The sequence below is a fragment of the Hamadaea sp. NPDC051192 genome, from assembly GCF_040682475.1.
Lineage (GTDB): Bacteria > Actinomycetota > Actinomycetes > Mycobacteriales > Micromonosporaceae > Hamadaea > Hamadaea flava.
Window position 1 is genome coordinate 51,054 of the sequence record NZ_JBFBAZ010000014.1, and the last position, 13,838, is coordinate 64,891.

General features: G+C 68.7%; 13 protein-coding genes and 1 pseudogene. 6 read left to right on the plus strand and 8 right to left on the minus strand.

All coding sequences use genetic code 11. The features are described 5' to 3' along the window. Window positions 1–347: 347 nt before the first annotated feature. Window positions 348–443: pseudogene (locus AB0M47_RS08865) on the minus strand (IS5/IS1182 family transposase); the annotation flags it as partial. Window positions 444–489: 46 nt separating this feature from the next. Next, window positions 490–3,198, minus strand: coding sequence for a BTAD domain-containing putative transcriptional regulator (locus AB0M47_RS08870; RefSeq protein ID WP_363410720.1), 2,709 nt, complete (start codon window positions 3,196–3,198; stop codon window positions 490–492). 117 nt (window positions 3,199–3,315) lie between these two features. On the opposite strand from AB0M47_RS08870, the gene AB0M47_RS08875 reads away from it, so the two are divergent. Together AB0M47_RS08875 and AB0M47_RS08880 are read left to right on the plus strand one after the other, a co-directional pair. Then, window positions 3,316–4,239, plus strand: coding sequence for a hypothetical protein (locus AB0M47_RS08875; RefSeq protein ID WP_363410723.1), 924 nt, complete (start codon window positions 3,316–3,318; stop codon window positions 4,237–4,239). A 59-nt stretch (window positions 4,240–4,298) separates the two neighbouring features. After that, the gene (locus AB0M47_RS08880) at window positions 4,299–4,781 is read left to right on the plus strand and encodes a peptidase inhibitor family I36 protein (protein WP_363410726.1); all 483 of its coding nucleotides are present in this window, start codon (window positions 4,299–4,301) and stop codon (window positions 4,779–4,781) included. Window positions 4,782–4,918: 137 nt separating this feature from the next. Here the strand turns inward: AB0M47_RS08880 and AB0M47_RS08885 are convergent, their stop codons facing one another. Together AB0M47_RS08885 and AB0M47_RS08890 are read right to left on the minus strand one after the other, a co-directional pair. Beyond that, window positions 4,919–5,764: a rhomboid family intramembrane serine protease gene (locus AB0M47_RS08885; protein ID WP_363410729.1), complete on the minus strand. Its 846-nt coding sequence runs from the start codon at window positions 5,762–5,764 to the stop codon at window positions 4,919–4,921. Window positions 5,765–5,778: 14 nt separating this feature from the next. Further along, complete coding sequence (locus tag AB0M47_RS08890) at window positions 5,779–7,101, minus strand: hypothetical protein (RefSeq protein WP_363410732.1); 1,323 nt, start codon at window positions 7,099–7,101, stop codon at window positions 5,779–5,781. Between the two features lie 143 nt (window positions 7,102–7,244). Between AB0M47_RS08890 and AB0M47_RS08895 the strand changes: the two genes are divergently transcribed. Together AB0M47_RS08895 and AB0M47_RS08900 are read left to right on the plus strand one after the other, a co-directional pair. Beyond that, on the plus strand, window positions 7,245–7,988 hold the full coding sequence (locus AB0M47_RS08895) for a hypothetical protein (RefSeq protein ID WP_363410735.1): 744 nt from the start codon (window positions 7,245–7,247) through the stop codon (window positions 7,986–7,988). A 99-nt stretch (window positions 7,989–8,087) separates the two neighbouring features. Beyond that, window positions 8,088–8,783, plus strand: coding sequence for an MBL fold metallo-hydrolase (locus AB0M47_RS08900; RefSeq protein WP_363410738.1), 696 nt, complete (start codon window positions 8,088–8,090; stop codon window positions 8,781–8,783). Window positions 8,784–8,876: 93 nt separating this feature from the next. Here AB0M47_RS08900 and AB0M47_RS08905 read toward each other — a convergent pair whose 3' ends face one another. The 3 genes from AB0M47_RS08905 to AB0M47_RS08915 form a co-directional block, all read right to left on the minus strand. Continuing rightward, window positions 8,877–9,464, minus strand: a complete 588-nt coding sequence (locus AB0M47_RS08905) for a hypothetical protein (RefSeq protein ID WP_363410741.1) — start codon at window positions 9,462–9,464, stop codon at window positions 8,877–8,879. A 22-nt stretch (window positions 9,465–9,486) separates the two neighbouring features. Next, window positions 9,487–9,990: a hypothetical protein gene (locus tag AB0M47_RS08910; RefSeq protein WP_363410744.1), complete on the minus strand. Its 504-nt coding sequence runs from the start codon at window positions 9,988–9,990 to the stop codon at window positions 9,487–9,489. A 115-nt stretch (window positions 9,991–10,105) separates the two neighbouring features. Further along, complete coding sequence (locus AB0M47_RS08915; RefSeq protein ID WP_363410747.1) at window positions 10,106–10,663, minus strand: SMI1/KNR4 family protein; 558 nt, start codon at window positions 10,661–10,663, stop codon at window positions 10,106–10,108. Window positions 10,664–10,790: 127 nt separating this feature from the next. Between AB0M47_RS08915 and AB0M47_RS08920 the strand changes: the two genes are divergently transcribed. Next, a complete protein-coding gene (locus AB0M47_RS08920) occupies window positions 10,791–11,288 on the plus strand; it encodes a DUF4265 domain-containing protein (RefSeq protein WP_363410750.1) in 498 nt (165 codons plus the stop codon). A gap of 19 nt (window positions 11,289–11,307) precedes the next feature. Here the strand turns inward: AB0M47_RS08920 and AB0M47_RS08925 are convergent, their stop codons facing one another. Next, window positions 11,308–12,393: an amidohydrolase family protein gene (locus tag AB0M47_RS08925; RefSeq protein ID WP_363410753.1), complete on the minus strand. Its 1,086-nt coding sequence runs from the start codon at window positions 12,391–12,393 to the stop codon at window positions 11,308–11,310. A gap of 49 nt (window positions 12,394–12,442) precedes the next feature. On the opposite strand from AB0M47_RS08925, the gene AB0M47_RS08930 reads away from it, so the two are divergent. Then, window positions 12,443–13,726, plus strand: coding sequence for a glutamine synthetase family protein (locus AB0M47_RS08930; RefSeq protein ID WP_363410756.1), 1,284 nt, complete (start codon window positions 12,443–12,445; stop codon window positions 13,724–13,726). The last annotated feature ends 112 nt before the right edge of the window (window positions 13,727–13,838 follow it).

Consider the following 13,838-nt stretch of genomic DNA (forward strand, 5'->3'; position numbering starts at 1 on the left):
CAAGACTGACTGATCCCACCGACAAAACTCATCGCATCTGGTCCACATTCCAGGGAGTTCTGTCGGAATTCATCCCGCCCGGAGGGCCTGGACGGTTCGCGCGCGGCGGCTGCAGGCGCCGCTCGCAGATGGAGTCACGGCCATGGCCCACTTCCAACCGGCGGTCGGCTCCTAGAACCGAACACTGGCCAAGGCGCTTTCACGCGTCTGTTGGGCCCGCTACCGCGAGTGGCTTTGCGGCGATCGCTATCTGCCGGTGTCGGCCAGTGAGCGCAGGTGGGCCGGCCAACGACCAGCCGGCTCGCCGGAGCGTTCAGCACGGGTAGAACTGCGGGCTGCGCCACTCAGGCCAGGCGCGTTTTGGTCGTCAGGCCACCGCGGGACTGGCCCAGGCCGTGATCGGAGGGCTCCTCGTGGACTCCGCCAGGCGACTTTCTGCTGATCGATCAAGGCCGACGACGGGCCGGCCGCCCGGGACCGCTGGACGGCTCAGCGGAAGCGGGCGATCTGGTCGCGTACCTCCGTGGACCGGGTGTCGCGGAGCTCGTCGAAGATAGCCGCGGCCCGGTGCCACGCGTTGTGCGCGGAGGCGAGGTCGCCCGACGCCTCGTACGTGTTGCCCAGGTTGACCAGTACCGACGCCGCAGTGTGCAAGTCGCCGATCGTATGGTTCAGGTCGGCTGCGCGCTCGTAGTACGCGGCCGCCTCGGCGTAGTCGCCCAAGCCATGGAGGGCGAAGCCGATGCTGTCGAGAGTGCAGGCTCGTTGCGTTTCCCGGCCGGTCTCGCCGAGCATGTCCAATGACTGTCGACAGTAGATGAGCGCGATGTCGTGGCGGCCCAGCGCCGAGTGGAACCAGCCGACCATGTTGAGCATCCGGCCTGCGATGTAGTCATCGGCGCCTGCCCGCGCCGCGTCAAGCGCCTGCTGTGCGTGCCGGAACGCCTCCTCCAGGCGATCGGCGTCTTCAAAGAAGCGGGCGACGTCGCGGTGCGTACGCACGAGCATCCCAAGATCGTCCACCGTGGGCGCGAGCCGGAGGGCGTGCTCGGCGTGCGCCGACGCTGTGGTCCCATCGCCGAGCCGCTGCGCCGCGATTGCCAGGGCGCGGTGGAGGTGCAGCTTCGCGGTGGCGTCACCGAGTCGATCCGCGCTGCTGAACGCCGCGTTCATGGCCTCCAGCGAGTCCGGGGTGTGCCCCCGCCATTCCAGGAACGTACGCAGCGCCCAGGCCAGCTGCCAGGCGTACGCGTCGAAGCCGTTGTCCGCAGCCCAGGTCACCGCGGACACCAGCGACGTGCGCTCGGCGTTGAGCCACTCGACGGCCTGGGTCAGCCCGGCGAACGACTCCGATGTCACGGAGTCGAGCTGCGGGGTGAGTTCCACCTGGTAACGGTCGGCCAGGAGGCTCCGATCGGCGGCGAGGGCCGAGCGCAGCCGATAGTCGAGCAGGCGGCGCATCACGTCGGGCTGCGGGCCGTCGCACAGTTCCCGCGCGTAGGAGCGCAGCAGGTCGTGCATGGTGTACCGGCCGAGCCGTGTCTCGATGATCATGTGTGTCCGCGTCAGCTCCGCCAGCAGTGGACGCGCCGCGCGGACCGGCAGGCCTCCGGCGCTGGCCGCGGCCCACAGCGTGAAATCGGCGCCGCAATGCGTCCCGACGAGCCGGAACAGCCGCGCGGCGTCGGCGCTCAGCACCCGGTAGGAGGTGGCCAGAACGGCGCGGATGTCGGTGTCGTGCTCACCTCCGCTGAGCGCGGAAAGGTTGTCGGACAGGTCCTCGGCGAGCGTGCGCAGGCTGAACGCCGGATAGGTGGCCGCCCGCGCCGCCGCCACCGCCAGGGCCAGCGGCAGCCGTGCGCACCGGGCGACGATGTCGTCGACGGCGTCGAGTTCCGCGTCGACTCGCTTGCGCCCCAGCCGGTACGTCAGCAGCAGTCGTGCCTCCGGCGCGGGCAGGACGTCGAGTTCGACCGGATGGGCGGACTCGGTGACGACCAGGCTCGGCAATTGGTAGCGGCTGGTGACGATGACCAGGCAGCCAGAGGCCGGCGGCAACAGCGGGCGGACCTGGTCGGCGCCGGCGGCGTTGTCGAGCACGATCAGCACACGCCGCCCGTGCAGGATGTCGTGGTATCGCCGGCGTTGCGCCTCGTAGTCGCCGGGCAGCGGAAGGTGGGCGGCGAGCGCGCTCAGCAGCTGGCGCAACGCCTGTTCCGGGCGCATCGGCACCTGCGTGTGATCGAAGCCCTGCAGGTTCACGTATAGCTGCCCGTCGGGGAAATGGTCCTTGACGCGATGTGCCCAGTGGACGGTCAGCGCGGTCTTGCCCACTCCGGCCGTGCCCGAGACGACGACGATCTGCGCGGTCGCCAGGGCCTCGTCGAGGCACGCGAGCGCGTCGGCGCGGCCCGCGAACGCTTTGAGGTCACGGGGCAGTTGCGCGGGCACCGACACTGTCGGGACGGCTGGCGCGTCGGCGTTTGTGGTGAGCAGGCGGTCGTGCAGCTCGGCGAGATCACGGCCTGGCCGGATGCCCAGTTCCGCGTCGAGCCATCGCCACGTACGCCGGTAGACCTCCAGCGCCTCGCCCAGCCGCCCGGCCCGCGCCAAGGCCGTCATCAGACTGGCCACCAGCCGCTCACGTGCCGGATGATCGGCCACCAAGCCGAGCAGCCGGTGGACGACAGGCTCGTGTTCGCCCAAGCTCAGCAGCGCTTCCGCCCGGCACTCCTCGGCCGCCAGCCGCGCCTCCTCCAGCGCCGGCGCGTATCCGTCGGCGCCTGCCGCCACGTCAGCCAAGAGTGGCCCTCGCCACAGGCCGAGCGCGCCGTCGAGCAGCTTCACGCGCACGCGGGCATCGCTTTCCCGGCGCGCCTGCTCCATCTGGTCTTTGAACACCCACACGTCGATGGAGCGCACGTCGGCGCTCAGCGCGTACCCGCCATGGTGGGTGATGATCGTGGCGCTGGACTCCGCGAGCAGGCGGCGAAGCTCCGCGATCCGGTTCTGGATGATCGCCTTGGCGGTGGCCGGGGGCGCCTGCGCCCACAGGGCGTCGACGATGCTGCTGGTCGGGACCATGCGGTTCGCCTCGAGCAACAGTAAACCCAAGACCAACTTCGTCTGCGGCTGACGCACGTCGATCGCCGCACCGGAGCTACGCACGTCCATCCGGCCCAAGATTCGAAAATCCATCAGATCGAAGGTACGCGATTGGTGCCCGATTAGCAGATCTTTGGCGGCCGTCGAAATTCTCGTACTGCCGGGCGGGAGCCGCGGCGTTCTCATCAGACGAGTCCACCGGGGGCAGTGATGCGCAGCTTGTCGACGTTGGTCAAGCCGGATGCGATCGTGCGCCGGCGGATTGCCGCGGGGCTGGCCGGCATCGCCGCTGTCGTCGCGCTGATCGCGGTCGCGGTCGGCGAGGGACGCCACGCCCACGACGCCGCCCGCCCGGCCGAGGCGCAGAGCGACACGCTGCCGCCGCAGACCGCCGCCTTGCTCTACGCCGCGAACGAGGAGCTGATCCGCCGGTGCATGGCGGCGCAGGGCTATCCATATCAGGTGGCGGCGGCACCACCGGCCACAACGAGCCAGCTGTTCCCCTACGTCCTCGACGACGTGGCCTGGGCCCGGGCACACGCCTACTTCGCCGGCGGCACGAGCGCGGAGCCTGCCAATCCCGTGCTCGCCGCGATGCCCGACAGCCGCCGGGCGGCGTACGCACAGGCGCTCAACGGCGGTCCTGGCGGAACCGACGTGCAGGTGACGCTGCCCGGCGGCGACGTACTCGGGCACAGCACGAACGGTTGCGAAGCGACAGCCGAAGGGCAGCTGTACGGCGACTTCCCGGCGTGGTTCACCGCCACCAACGCGGCCCAGTTCCTGATCTCCCGCCGGCAGCGACAGGTTGTGGCCGACCCCGCGTATACGGCCGGGGTGCATACCTGGGTGGACTGCATGAGCGCGGCCGGGCTGCAGGTGGCCAGCCCGGCTGAAACCGCCCGCCAGTACGCGAGCGGCACCGACCCCACCCCCGACCAGGTACGCGCGGCCGTCGCCGAGGCGACCTGCGCACAGCAGACCGGTCTCGCGGCCCTGGCCCGGCAGCTCGACGCGGCGTACCGAGCGCGGATGTCCACACCGGACCTCCGACAGCTCGACGAATACCGGAGGCTTGCGCAGGACGCGATCCCGCGCGCGCAGGCCGTCCTGAAATACGGGGCGCGGGCCTGACCCCGCCCTCATCGCCGCGCGAATCCGGCGATGCCACACCATCCGCCCAAGGAGAGTCCATGTCCCGACTGCTCAAAGCGTGCGCGATCGCCCTGGTGGGCGCCGTCACCGCCATGGCGTTCTCGACCACAGCCCAGGCCGCACCGTCCGCCGCGCCGAACTCGGTGTCCAGCGCGATCGTCACCCCGCTCTCCGCCCCCGCAGGCTGCCCATCTGGCGACTTCTGCGTCTGGACGCTGCCGAACGGCGGCGGCACCCGCTGCCTCGCCACCCCGAAAAGCAGCAGCTACTGGGGCGCCAACTGTGCCAATCGCGACCGCACGCTGTACAACAACGGCATCAACGACCCGAACGGCTACAACAACGTACGCATCTACTGGGGCAGCAACCACACCGGCGCGTGGGCCTGCCTGCACCGCGGCACGTACTGGCTCTCGGCCGACGAGGCGTCGTTCAACTTCGGCGGCACCGGGGCCCCTGGTTGGGGCGAGTACCTGACCAACGACGCCGCCTCACACAAGTGGGCCACCACTTGTAGCTGATGCGACCCGCGCGGTGCCGGACCAAGTCCGGCACCGTGTACCGCTCGATTTCCCGACCTGGACTTCATCGAAGCGATCATTCGGTGATCCGGTCACCGGTTGCTGTCGGCGGCCGGGGCCCTGCCGGTAGGGTTTCGTCAGCGCCAGCCGCCCCGGTCGGTCTTGCGCCACATGACCTGCGGTTCGGCGTACCCGGCCAACTGGCGTGGCACCGGTGGCCCCCGCCGCCGGCCCCGGAACGGCAGCGCGGCCAGCACCCCGACCAGGAAGCCCAGCACATGCGCCAGGTACGCCACCTCACCCCCGCCGGTGACGGCCAGCCCGGCTGAGTAGAGCCATTGCAGCACGAACCAGGTGCCGAGGACGATCCAAGCGGGCAGCCGCAGTGGGATGAAGAACAGGATCGGCACCAGACTCCACACGCGGGCACGCGGGAACAGCACCAGGTACGCCCCGAGGATGCCGGACACCGCCCCGGAAGCGCCGATGAGCGGCTCGGTCGTGTCCGGGTTGGCCAGCGCGAACCCGTACGCGGCGGCGTACCCGGAGGCGACGTAGACCAGCAGGTAGCCGATCTTCCCGAACCGGTCCTCGATGTTGTTGCCGAACACCCACAGGAACAGCATGTTGCCCAGCAGGTGCAGCCAGCCACCGTGCAGGAACATCGAGGTCAGCACCGACAGCGCGGGCTGCTTCGTATAGCTCGGGGCGTCGACGACGCAGCCGAGCCCGTTCGCCATCCGCCCGACCGCGCCCGTCGCCACCAGCGGCAACTGGGTGTTGGTGATCAGCTCCTTCGGGATGGCCGCATAGTGCTGGAAGAACGCCGTCTGATGGCACAGGTCCGACACCGCCTCGCTGCCGATCCCCATGTTCGCGAAGACCGGCGTGAACAGCAGCGCCAACACGTTCGCGGCGATCAACCCGTAGGTGACCCACGGCGTACGCCGGACGGGGTTCACGTCATAGATCGGGATGACCATGGATTCACTGTGCCCTATCGCCGCGATCGCGGCATCCCCCGAGCGGGCCACCACCGGCGTCCGCCGCCGACGGTTCGACCGGCAGCTCGGCGCAGCCGAGGCCACATCAGCGCGAGGGCGAGCAGGCCGAGCAGCGCCGCCCCGGCGTACGCGGGCCAGTATCGTCCGCTGAACATCGACGCGTCCTGGTCGACCTCACGCGCGTTCACTCCGAAGTACGCGAGCAGGAAGAAGATCGGCAGGCCGACGACCGACAACAGGCTCGCGATGGCCTCGATGGACAACGTCGCGTCGGCGCGCTCGCGGCTGTCGATCGCGATCAGTTCGGACTCCAGGCTGCTCTTGACCCGGGCCAGCAGCTGGCCGACGCTGCGAGACCGATCTCGGATCTTCATCGCGGCGTAGAGATCGTGGTGGAAGTCTTCGACGAGCGGCGTCGAACTGCCCAGCCCCACGTCGGGGGTGGCTTCCACGTCGAGGGCCAGCTCGAGCTCGAGGTTGCCGATGGTGTCGGCAAGCTGTTCGACATCGACTCGCATCTGCCCGCCGTCGGTTTGAGTCCTGGCCTGGAAGTGCCGCACCTGCTGCTTCGCCTCATCCCAGATCTCGTCGAACCGTGCCGCCGTCGCAACGGCTTGCACCGTGGTCAGCAGAATGCTGTTCTCCACGACGTGGGACTGGCCGAACAGGAAGCTGGCGTGCCGGGTCGTCGCCGCGTAGGACTCGACGGTCCGGTTCAGCGCGGCCGGCCGGTACAGCTGCACGAACTCCGGCCGATACGGCGCCTGCGTTCCGTAGAGAACGTTGGCGATCATGGCCTCGTCGGGCATGGTCCGCTCGTCGCCGTGCACGCTGATCACGGTGTGGGCCTCGCTCAGCGGTCTTGCCCGGACGTTGTCGGCTGCGACCTCGTGAGCGAGGTCGTCGACGATCGCGAAGATCGGCCTGCCGTTCAGAAGCAGCTGGCCGTCGACGCAGGCGGCGAGGGCCCGGCACAGTTGCGAGTCGGCACTGTAGACGAACTCGCCCGCACGGAAATCGAGGTTCACCATGGCGACGACGTGGCGGGCGGGCACGGGGAGCGCGAAGAGGATCGCCTCGGCGCGCTCGAAGGAGCCGAGCGACACAGCGTCCGAGTGTCTGCCGACGGCGACCGAGTCGCCAGTGAACCTGCGCTGGGCAAGCACCGAGGGCAACTGTGCGAACAAGGCGTAGAAGCTCGCGAAGGTCTCAGTCAGGTCGAATTCGAGGTTTGGGCGGGTAGCCGGCGTGGCCCGCCAGGACGTGGCCGTGACACTGCTGATCCTGACCCCGACCGTGGTCTCGCCGCTAGACACGGCGGTCAATGTACTGGGCGGCCATCTGCGGCGATACCCGCAAGCCGTGTTGCCGACACCAGTCCGCAGGGCCAGTCCGTCACCCGGAACGGAAGCTTCGTGATCATGCGCGGTGGCAATACGCAGGCGTTAGAGTCGGCGCTGTGACGGACCGGTCCCCGTTCGGTACGCGGCTGTTGCGATTGCTGGCACACCGCCTATCTGCGGCGCCCATGAAGGCAGACGAGGTGGTCGCCGCGTTCGCTCGCGATTCCGGACTGCCCGAATCCGGGCTGAGCGGGCTCCTGGCCGGTACTCAGCCCAGCGCCGAGATCCTGCGGACGCTGGCCGTGGCACTCGGCATACCGGCGGCTGACATGTTCGTCCTCGCGTCGCTGCCCGTACCTGCGGATCTCGCCTCGGCTTGGCCGACGAAGCCGTGGAACGTGGGCACCATAGTCGAGAAGGCAGCCGGGATGGCGCCCGCCCAGATCGCTCGGCTGGACGAGCTGGTCCGATCCCTGCCCGTACAGGCCCGCACGACGCCATCGCCCCCGGACGTCTATCCCGACGGCTCCGGTGCTGTGGTTTCGCGGCTGATGATGAACCGCAACATCCCCCCGTATCAGGCAAAGGTCCTGTATTTCGTCGGCGGTGGCCCGCTCGTCTCCTATTCCACCGTGGGGCAGCTCGGCACCGGGAAAGTGACGTTGACACCGCGGTACGTCACGGCCTTCGCGCACCTCCTCGGCTACCGACCCGGCGATCTGGCGGCGATCACCGGCGTCGGGCCCGCGCTCGAAGACCAGCCCAGGCATCGGTCCGCTGCCCAGATCGCAGCCCTGGCGTGGAATGCCCGGCATCTGACCAGCGATCAGATCGACCATGTCCTGGCAAGCACCGGGTGACTATCGTAGAACAGACAGGGCTTTCGCTGCCGGCGAAAGCTGTCCGCTCCCAGCAGACATGTCTTCTTCATACGGACGGCGAATCTATACCGTCACGACATGAGCGAGATCATCACCGAGCTGCGTCCACACCTGTACCGAATCATGCTCGGCCGATACCAGGCATATCTGTGGCGCGACAACGACACCGCCACGCTCATCGACGCCGGACCGGCCGGGTCAGGCCCGCTCATCGCCGACGCGATGCGACACATCGGACTCGATCCATCCAGCCTCGTCCAGGTGGTGCTCACCCATTTCCATGACGATCACGCAGGCGCCGCCGCCGAGCTGGCCGCCTGGGGAGAGGTGAAGATCATCGCGCACGAGGCAGACGCGCCCTTCGTTCGCGGCGAGCGTCCCGGCCCGCCACCGAACTTCACCGACTTCGAGCGCGAGCTGCACGCCCAAGTCGCCGCAGGGCTTCCGGCCGCTCCGCCGTCACGAGTCGATCATGAGGTCAGCGACGGCGACCTGCTCGAATTCGGCGACGGTGCACGAGTCCTGTCGATCCCCGGCCACACGGACGGCAGCATCGCGCTGCACCTGCCCTCGCACGGGGTCCTCTTCACCGGGGACACGATCGCCGAGCACATGGGACAGGTCATACCTGGTGTCTTCAACCTCGACCCGGCCCAACTCGCGAACTCGGCAGCGCGCCTGGCCGACCTGGAGGTCGAGGTCGCCTGCTACGGCCACGGCGAACCGTCGCTCAGCAGCGCCTCGGCCCGTCTGCGCGAGGTTGCCGAGCAGTAGACGGCGCTCCTGAGCCACGGTTCCGACCTGAAGACGCGCGCTCCGCGATCGGCGACGCGGAGCGCGCTACCGACGCCGAACAGCGCCGTACTGTCACAGCAGGTCGAGGACCGTTTCGACGCGGGCGGCGAGAACGTCGTCCATCACTCCGGTGACCCCGGCGGACACGACGCTGCCGCCAATTGCCTGCGCTAGGCGTACGGTCAGCGCCGGCGAGCCGGAGAGCGGGTACTCGAACCAGAGGTCGTCGGTGTCGTCGTCGGTGTCCTCGAGTGCGCCGACCAGGGCATCCTCATCGGCGGCGTCGTATCGGTAGCCGATGTAGAAGCTGAGCTGCTGCAATGCCGTCACCACGTTGTCCTCGGCGACCCAGCCCCCGACCGTACGCTCGACGGCTCCAGGCGAGGGCGGCGGAGTTGGACGCAGCCGGCGCGGTGCCTCCGGTTGATCGATGAGGAGCCGCTGACGCGCCGCCGCAAGGCCTTCGCCGTAGCCGGCCGCGAAGACGTCGGGCAACGTCGTTTCCAGCGTCCCGGAGAGCTGGTGCAACGCGGGCCAAACCGTTGGGTCCTCGGCCACGAACGCGTCGAACGCCGGGCTGCCCACAACCCGGTACAGCCAGTCGGACAGGACGAGCGCCTGGTCGTGGCTGAAGGTGACGGTCATGGTCGGTTCACGCATGCCGACACGCTAACGGTCCGGCTCAGTAGGGCAGGTCGACGCCTCGACGCCGGGCGAACTCGTGATGGGCGATCATGATCGCGTTCAGCCAGCGGGCCAGCATCTCGTCGGCTCGATGCACCTCGGATGTGCGTACCTCGAACTGCCCGGTGTCGACTTGTTCGGCGGAGTCGACACCGGGTTGTGCGACGAGCGCCGCACCGACCAGGTCGGGGTCGGACTCCTGCCGGGACTGGTAGGGCTGCACGAGGAGCCCCACCTCATCGGCGAAGCTCAGTCCCCACAGCAGCCCGTCGCCGGTGCCGACACCCAGGACAGCGCAGAGTTGGGTTCGGGTTGTGGTGAGGTTGTGCCCCGGCCACGGTTCCTCTACGGAGGTTAGCTCCGCCGGAATACGGGCGAGAGCCGCTGCGACTGGTGCGCTGGTGGCGAGTTGCGCGCCCCAGTACCAGACCCGGCGCAGGTCATCGGTGCCGCTTGCAGGTTCGATGCCAGGCACCGCGTACCCGGGCACAGGAGATGCCATGGTCTGACTCTTCCGCATGAATCGGCCGGGAGCAGCGCTCGACAGTCGGCCGAACTGACATGCACTACGTGAAGGCAACGTTAGCTGGAAGTTGACTCCAGGCTCATTGGAGCGATCACGCAGATCGTCCGGGAGCGTACGGCCATGGGCTCATCTCGTCGAAGTCCTCGCCGTCTTCGGCTTTGACCCACCAACCGGTGCCACCGATGTAATGCTCGAACCAGCCCGAAAGGGTAGGCGAGTCGATCCACCACGCGGCCTGCGGATCGCCAGGGTTCGGCTCGAACAGCAGCACCGTTCCCTCGTCGCTTCGACAGTCGACGCAGGCGTACATGCCACAGCCCCAAGTCAAGATCGGTAATACGCCTTCAGGCCACGCCCACGCGGTGCCGGCCTTGGCCGCGCGGTTCTCGAGGTAGCACGAGACGGCTCGTTCGCTGGTCGGCCCGTCGATCAGACTCAGGAGTTGGTAGTCAGGACCGAAGCCGCCGTCGGCGACGTCCCGATAGATGGCGGCCAGCAGCGGGTGAAGACGAAACCCCAGGATGGCTTCGGCCTTGTCGATCTTGCCTGACGGCGCCGGATCGGGTAGCCCTGCTGACAGCGGCATCATGGGGTCGTCCTCGCGTACTCGCAGCCTGATCCTTGCGAGAAGGTTGTCATAGCCCGTCATGGTCCGAGATCATGCCGCAGCCCTTCCGGGCGCGCCCACACGGATACCGAATCCCCCGGGAAGTCCGCGGTCTGGGGTGTCTCGACGTTCTGGCAGGACCTGGGGGCGAGTCTCCTGCAGGAACGTCATGCCAGAATCGACGCCCATGGGAGACGGCGGGGCTGACACCGGCCACAAACATGTGAAGGTTCTCGCCGGCACCGCGTCATCGGGGAAGCCCGTGTACGAGGTTCTTCCGGCACGGCATGTCGACGGTGACGAATACGAGATGCTCGGCAGTCCAGCTCTCGCCTATGGCTTCGCCGCTGGTGATGTCCTGCGCGTGGCGGTTGACGGCAGCTTCGAAGTCATGCGGCGGGGCGGGAACCTCTGCCTTCGGGTGTACCCGACCACGGCCTTGTCCAGCGCCGATGTAGACGCGCTCATCGCGGTGTTCGAGCCACTCGGCGGCCTGGTGGAAACACCGGATGACCGTCGGTTCGTCGTCATCACCATGCCTGTGACGTCCGGGTTCCTCCCGGCGGAGGCGGCGATCGGCGGCTGGGCCGCATCGCACGCGTGCGAGTGGGAGTACGGCAACGTCTACGACGAGGATGGCGAACCAGTCGGCTGGTGGGCTGAATAACCGGGATCTGACGTCACCGTCAGATTCGGTAGACGCGGGCGGCGTTGGCGACGCCGATGAGCTGCGCGATCCGCGTCGCATCCGACTCCGTGAAGTCGGCGAGGAACGCCGACAGCGCCTCCCGGAACAGCGTCGCCGCGAGGTAGTAGAACTCGGGCAGGCCGAACGCGTCCGACGAGTAGAGCATCTTCGTGAACGGCGCGAGTTCGAGCGCTTCGGCGAGCACGGCGGTGGCGCGGGCGCCGACGTTGTGCAGGGCGAGGCCGACGTCGAAGTACACGTTGTCGAAGACCTGCGTCAGGTAGCCGGCCTCGCGGTGGTACGGATACGTGTGCAGTAGCAACACCGGAACGCCGGTCGGTTCGATCGCGCGCAGCAGCGGCGTCAGCAGCGTCGGGTTGGCCTGGTGGAGGTTCAGGTCGGGGTCGCCGAACCCGGTGTGGAACTGCACCGGCAGGCCGAGATCGACGGCGGTCCAGATCAGAAACCGGTGCAAGGTCTCGTCGGCGATCCGCGCCGGACCGCCGCGGCCCATCATGGCCAGCACGAGCCCGGCCGCCGCGGTCACGTCGCGTTCCGTCGGGCGGCGAGGATCCAAGGCCAAGCCCATGCGGTACGCGGCTACGCTCTTGGCCGCTACCGCGGCCTCGGCTCGGTCGGCGAGGTTCTCCCGGAACGCGGTCGCGAAGCCCATCGCGTCTACGCCGCTGGTGAGCAACTGCTCTGCGAGCTGCTCTAGGCGTACCACTTCATGAGGAGCGGCACCCGCCGCGGAGCCGAGCTCTTGCGGAGTGAGCAGGGGTTCGGGCAGGTAGCCGGTGTCGACGCAGAGCGCGCCGAGGCCTGCCGCGGTCAGGAAGCGATCGGTGACCTCGGCGTGGCCGAGCGACGCGCGGCGGTCGAGGTAGTCGGCGGGCGGGGCGTGGGTGGGCAGGTCGAGCAGCGGCGCGCAGTGCTTGCGCACGGCGAAGCCGAGCAGGGAGTCCCACGAGCCGCGCGGGCCCTCGGTCAGCAGCCCGGCGAACGCGGTCGCGTCGAGATCGCGCCGTACGACGCCGTGGCAGTGATGATCGGTCAGCGGCAGCGCCGCCACGCATTCGCGCACCTCACCAGCTTGCCGGAAGGCCGGACGTTTTGCCGGTAGGTTCGCTTCTGTGACCAATCCGGACGAGATCGCCGCCGAGCTGGCCGCGCGCGACGTCGCCGTGGTGGCGCTGACCTGGGTGGACAACAGCGGGATCACCCGGATGAAGGGTGTCCCGGTGGCGCGGCTCGCCCACGCGGCGCACTGGGGTGTCGGCGCGTCGCCTGTCTTCGACACGTTCCTGGTCGACGACTCGAACGTGATGGGCCGGTACGCCGGTGGCCCCGTCGGCGACCTGCGGCTGGTCCCGGATCTGCGGCGGCTGACCGTGCTCGCGGGGCAACCCGGCTGGGCGTGGGCCCCGGCCGACCGGTTCGACCAGAATCGCGACCGCCATCCGCAGGATGCGCGCGGGATCCTCGGCACGGTCGTGACGCGGCTGGCCGATCAGGGGTACGCCGTGCGGGCGGGGTTCGAGGTCGAGTGGTGCGTCGTTCCCTCCGACAGCGCCCCCGCTTACGGGATGGCTCGCGCCGTCGAGCACTCCGACTATCTGCGTACGCTGATGGTGGCGTTGATCGAGGAGAACGTGCCGGTCGAACAGTTGCACCCGGAGTACTCCCCCGGCCAGTTCGAGGTGTCGTTCTCCCCGCAGGACCCGGTCGGCGCCGCCGACATGCTCGTCCTCGTACGCGAAACCATCCGCGCGGTGAGCCTGCGACACGGCTTGCGAGCCTCGTTCGCGCCCCGGGTGGTCGCCGGCGGTGTCGGCAACGGCGGCCACGTCCACCTCAGCCTGTGGCGAGGATCGGAGAACCTCATGCTCTCCGACACTGGCTCGTCGTTCATCGCCGGGATCCTGGAACGTCTCCCGGCGCTGCTGGCGTTCGGCGCGCCTTCGGTCGCCAGCTATCTGCGGCTGGTGCCGTCTCATTGGGCCGGCGCGTACGCCTGCTGGGGGCACGAGAACCGGGAGGCCGCGCTGCGGTTCGTCACCGGGACGGTGGGCGAACGTGAATCCGCCGCGAACATCGAGGTCAAGTGCTTCGACGCCACCGCTAACCCGTACCTCGCGCTGGCTGCGTTGCTGAGCGCTGGGCTTTCCGGGGTCTCAGCGGCTGCCGTGCTGCCTGATCCAGTCGAGGTCGATCCGGCTTCGCTGGCTTCGCCGCCGCCTCGGCTGCCGACCTCTCTTGACGTCGCCGCCGACGCTTTGGAGCGTGATCCGTTCTTCGCGGCCGAGTTGGGGGTTGAGCTGGTCGACACCGTTCTCGCCGTTCGGCGGGGTGAGGTCGCGGTGTTCGACGGTGCTTCCGAGGAGGAGATCGTCGCCCGTACGCTCTGGCGCTACTAGGTCGTTGTGGCCGGCGGGGTTCTCACGGGTTCGGCTGATCGTGGGTGACGCATGATCAGGGTCATTTCTCTGTCGCTATGGCAGCGTGGAATTGACCCTGATCATGGGGACC

What these genes read in the sequence shown, in the direction of transcription:
- AB0M47_RS08870 (WP_363410720.1), bottom strand. Translation starts at nt 3,198, where the DNA reads ATGGATTTTCGAATCTTGGGCCGGATGGACGTGCGTAGCTCCGGTGCG.
- AB0M47_RS08905 (WP_363410741.1), bottom strand. Translation starts at nt 9,464, where the DNA reads ATGCGTGAACCGACCATGACCGTCACCTTCAGCCACGACCAGGCGCTC.
- AB0M47_RS08880 (WP_363410726.1), top strand. Translation starts at nt 4,299, where the DNA reads ATGTCCCGACTGCTCAAAGCGTGCGCGATCGCCCTGGTGGGCGCCGTC.
- AB0M47_RS08885 (WP_363410729.1), bottom strand. Translation starts at nt 5,764, where the DNA reads ATGGTCATCCCGATCTATGACGTGAACCCCGTCCGGCGTACGCCGTGG.
- AB0M47_RS08900 (WP_363410738.1), top strand. Translation starts at nt 8,088, where the DNA reads ATGAGCGAGATCATCACCGAGCTGCGTCCACACCTGTACCGAATCATG.
- AB0M47_RS08875 (WP_363410723.1), top strand. Translation starts at nt 3,316, where the DNA reads ATGCGCAGCTTGTCGACGTTGGTCAAGCCGGATGCGATCGTGCGCCGG.
- AB0M47_RS08920 (WP_363410750.1), top strand. Translation starts at nt 10,791, where the DNA reads ATGCCAGAATCGACGCCCATGGGAGACGGCGGGGCTGACACCGGCCAC.
- AB0M47_RS08910 (WP_363410744.1), bottom strand. Translation starts at nt 9,990, where the DNA reads ATGGCATCTCCTGTGCCCGGGTACGCGGTGCCTGGCATCGAACCTGCA.
- AB0M47_RS08915 (WP_363410747.1), bottom strand. Translation starts at nt 10,663, where the DNA reads ATGACGGGCTATGACAACCTTCTCGCAAGGATCAGGCTGCGAGTACGC.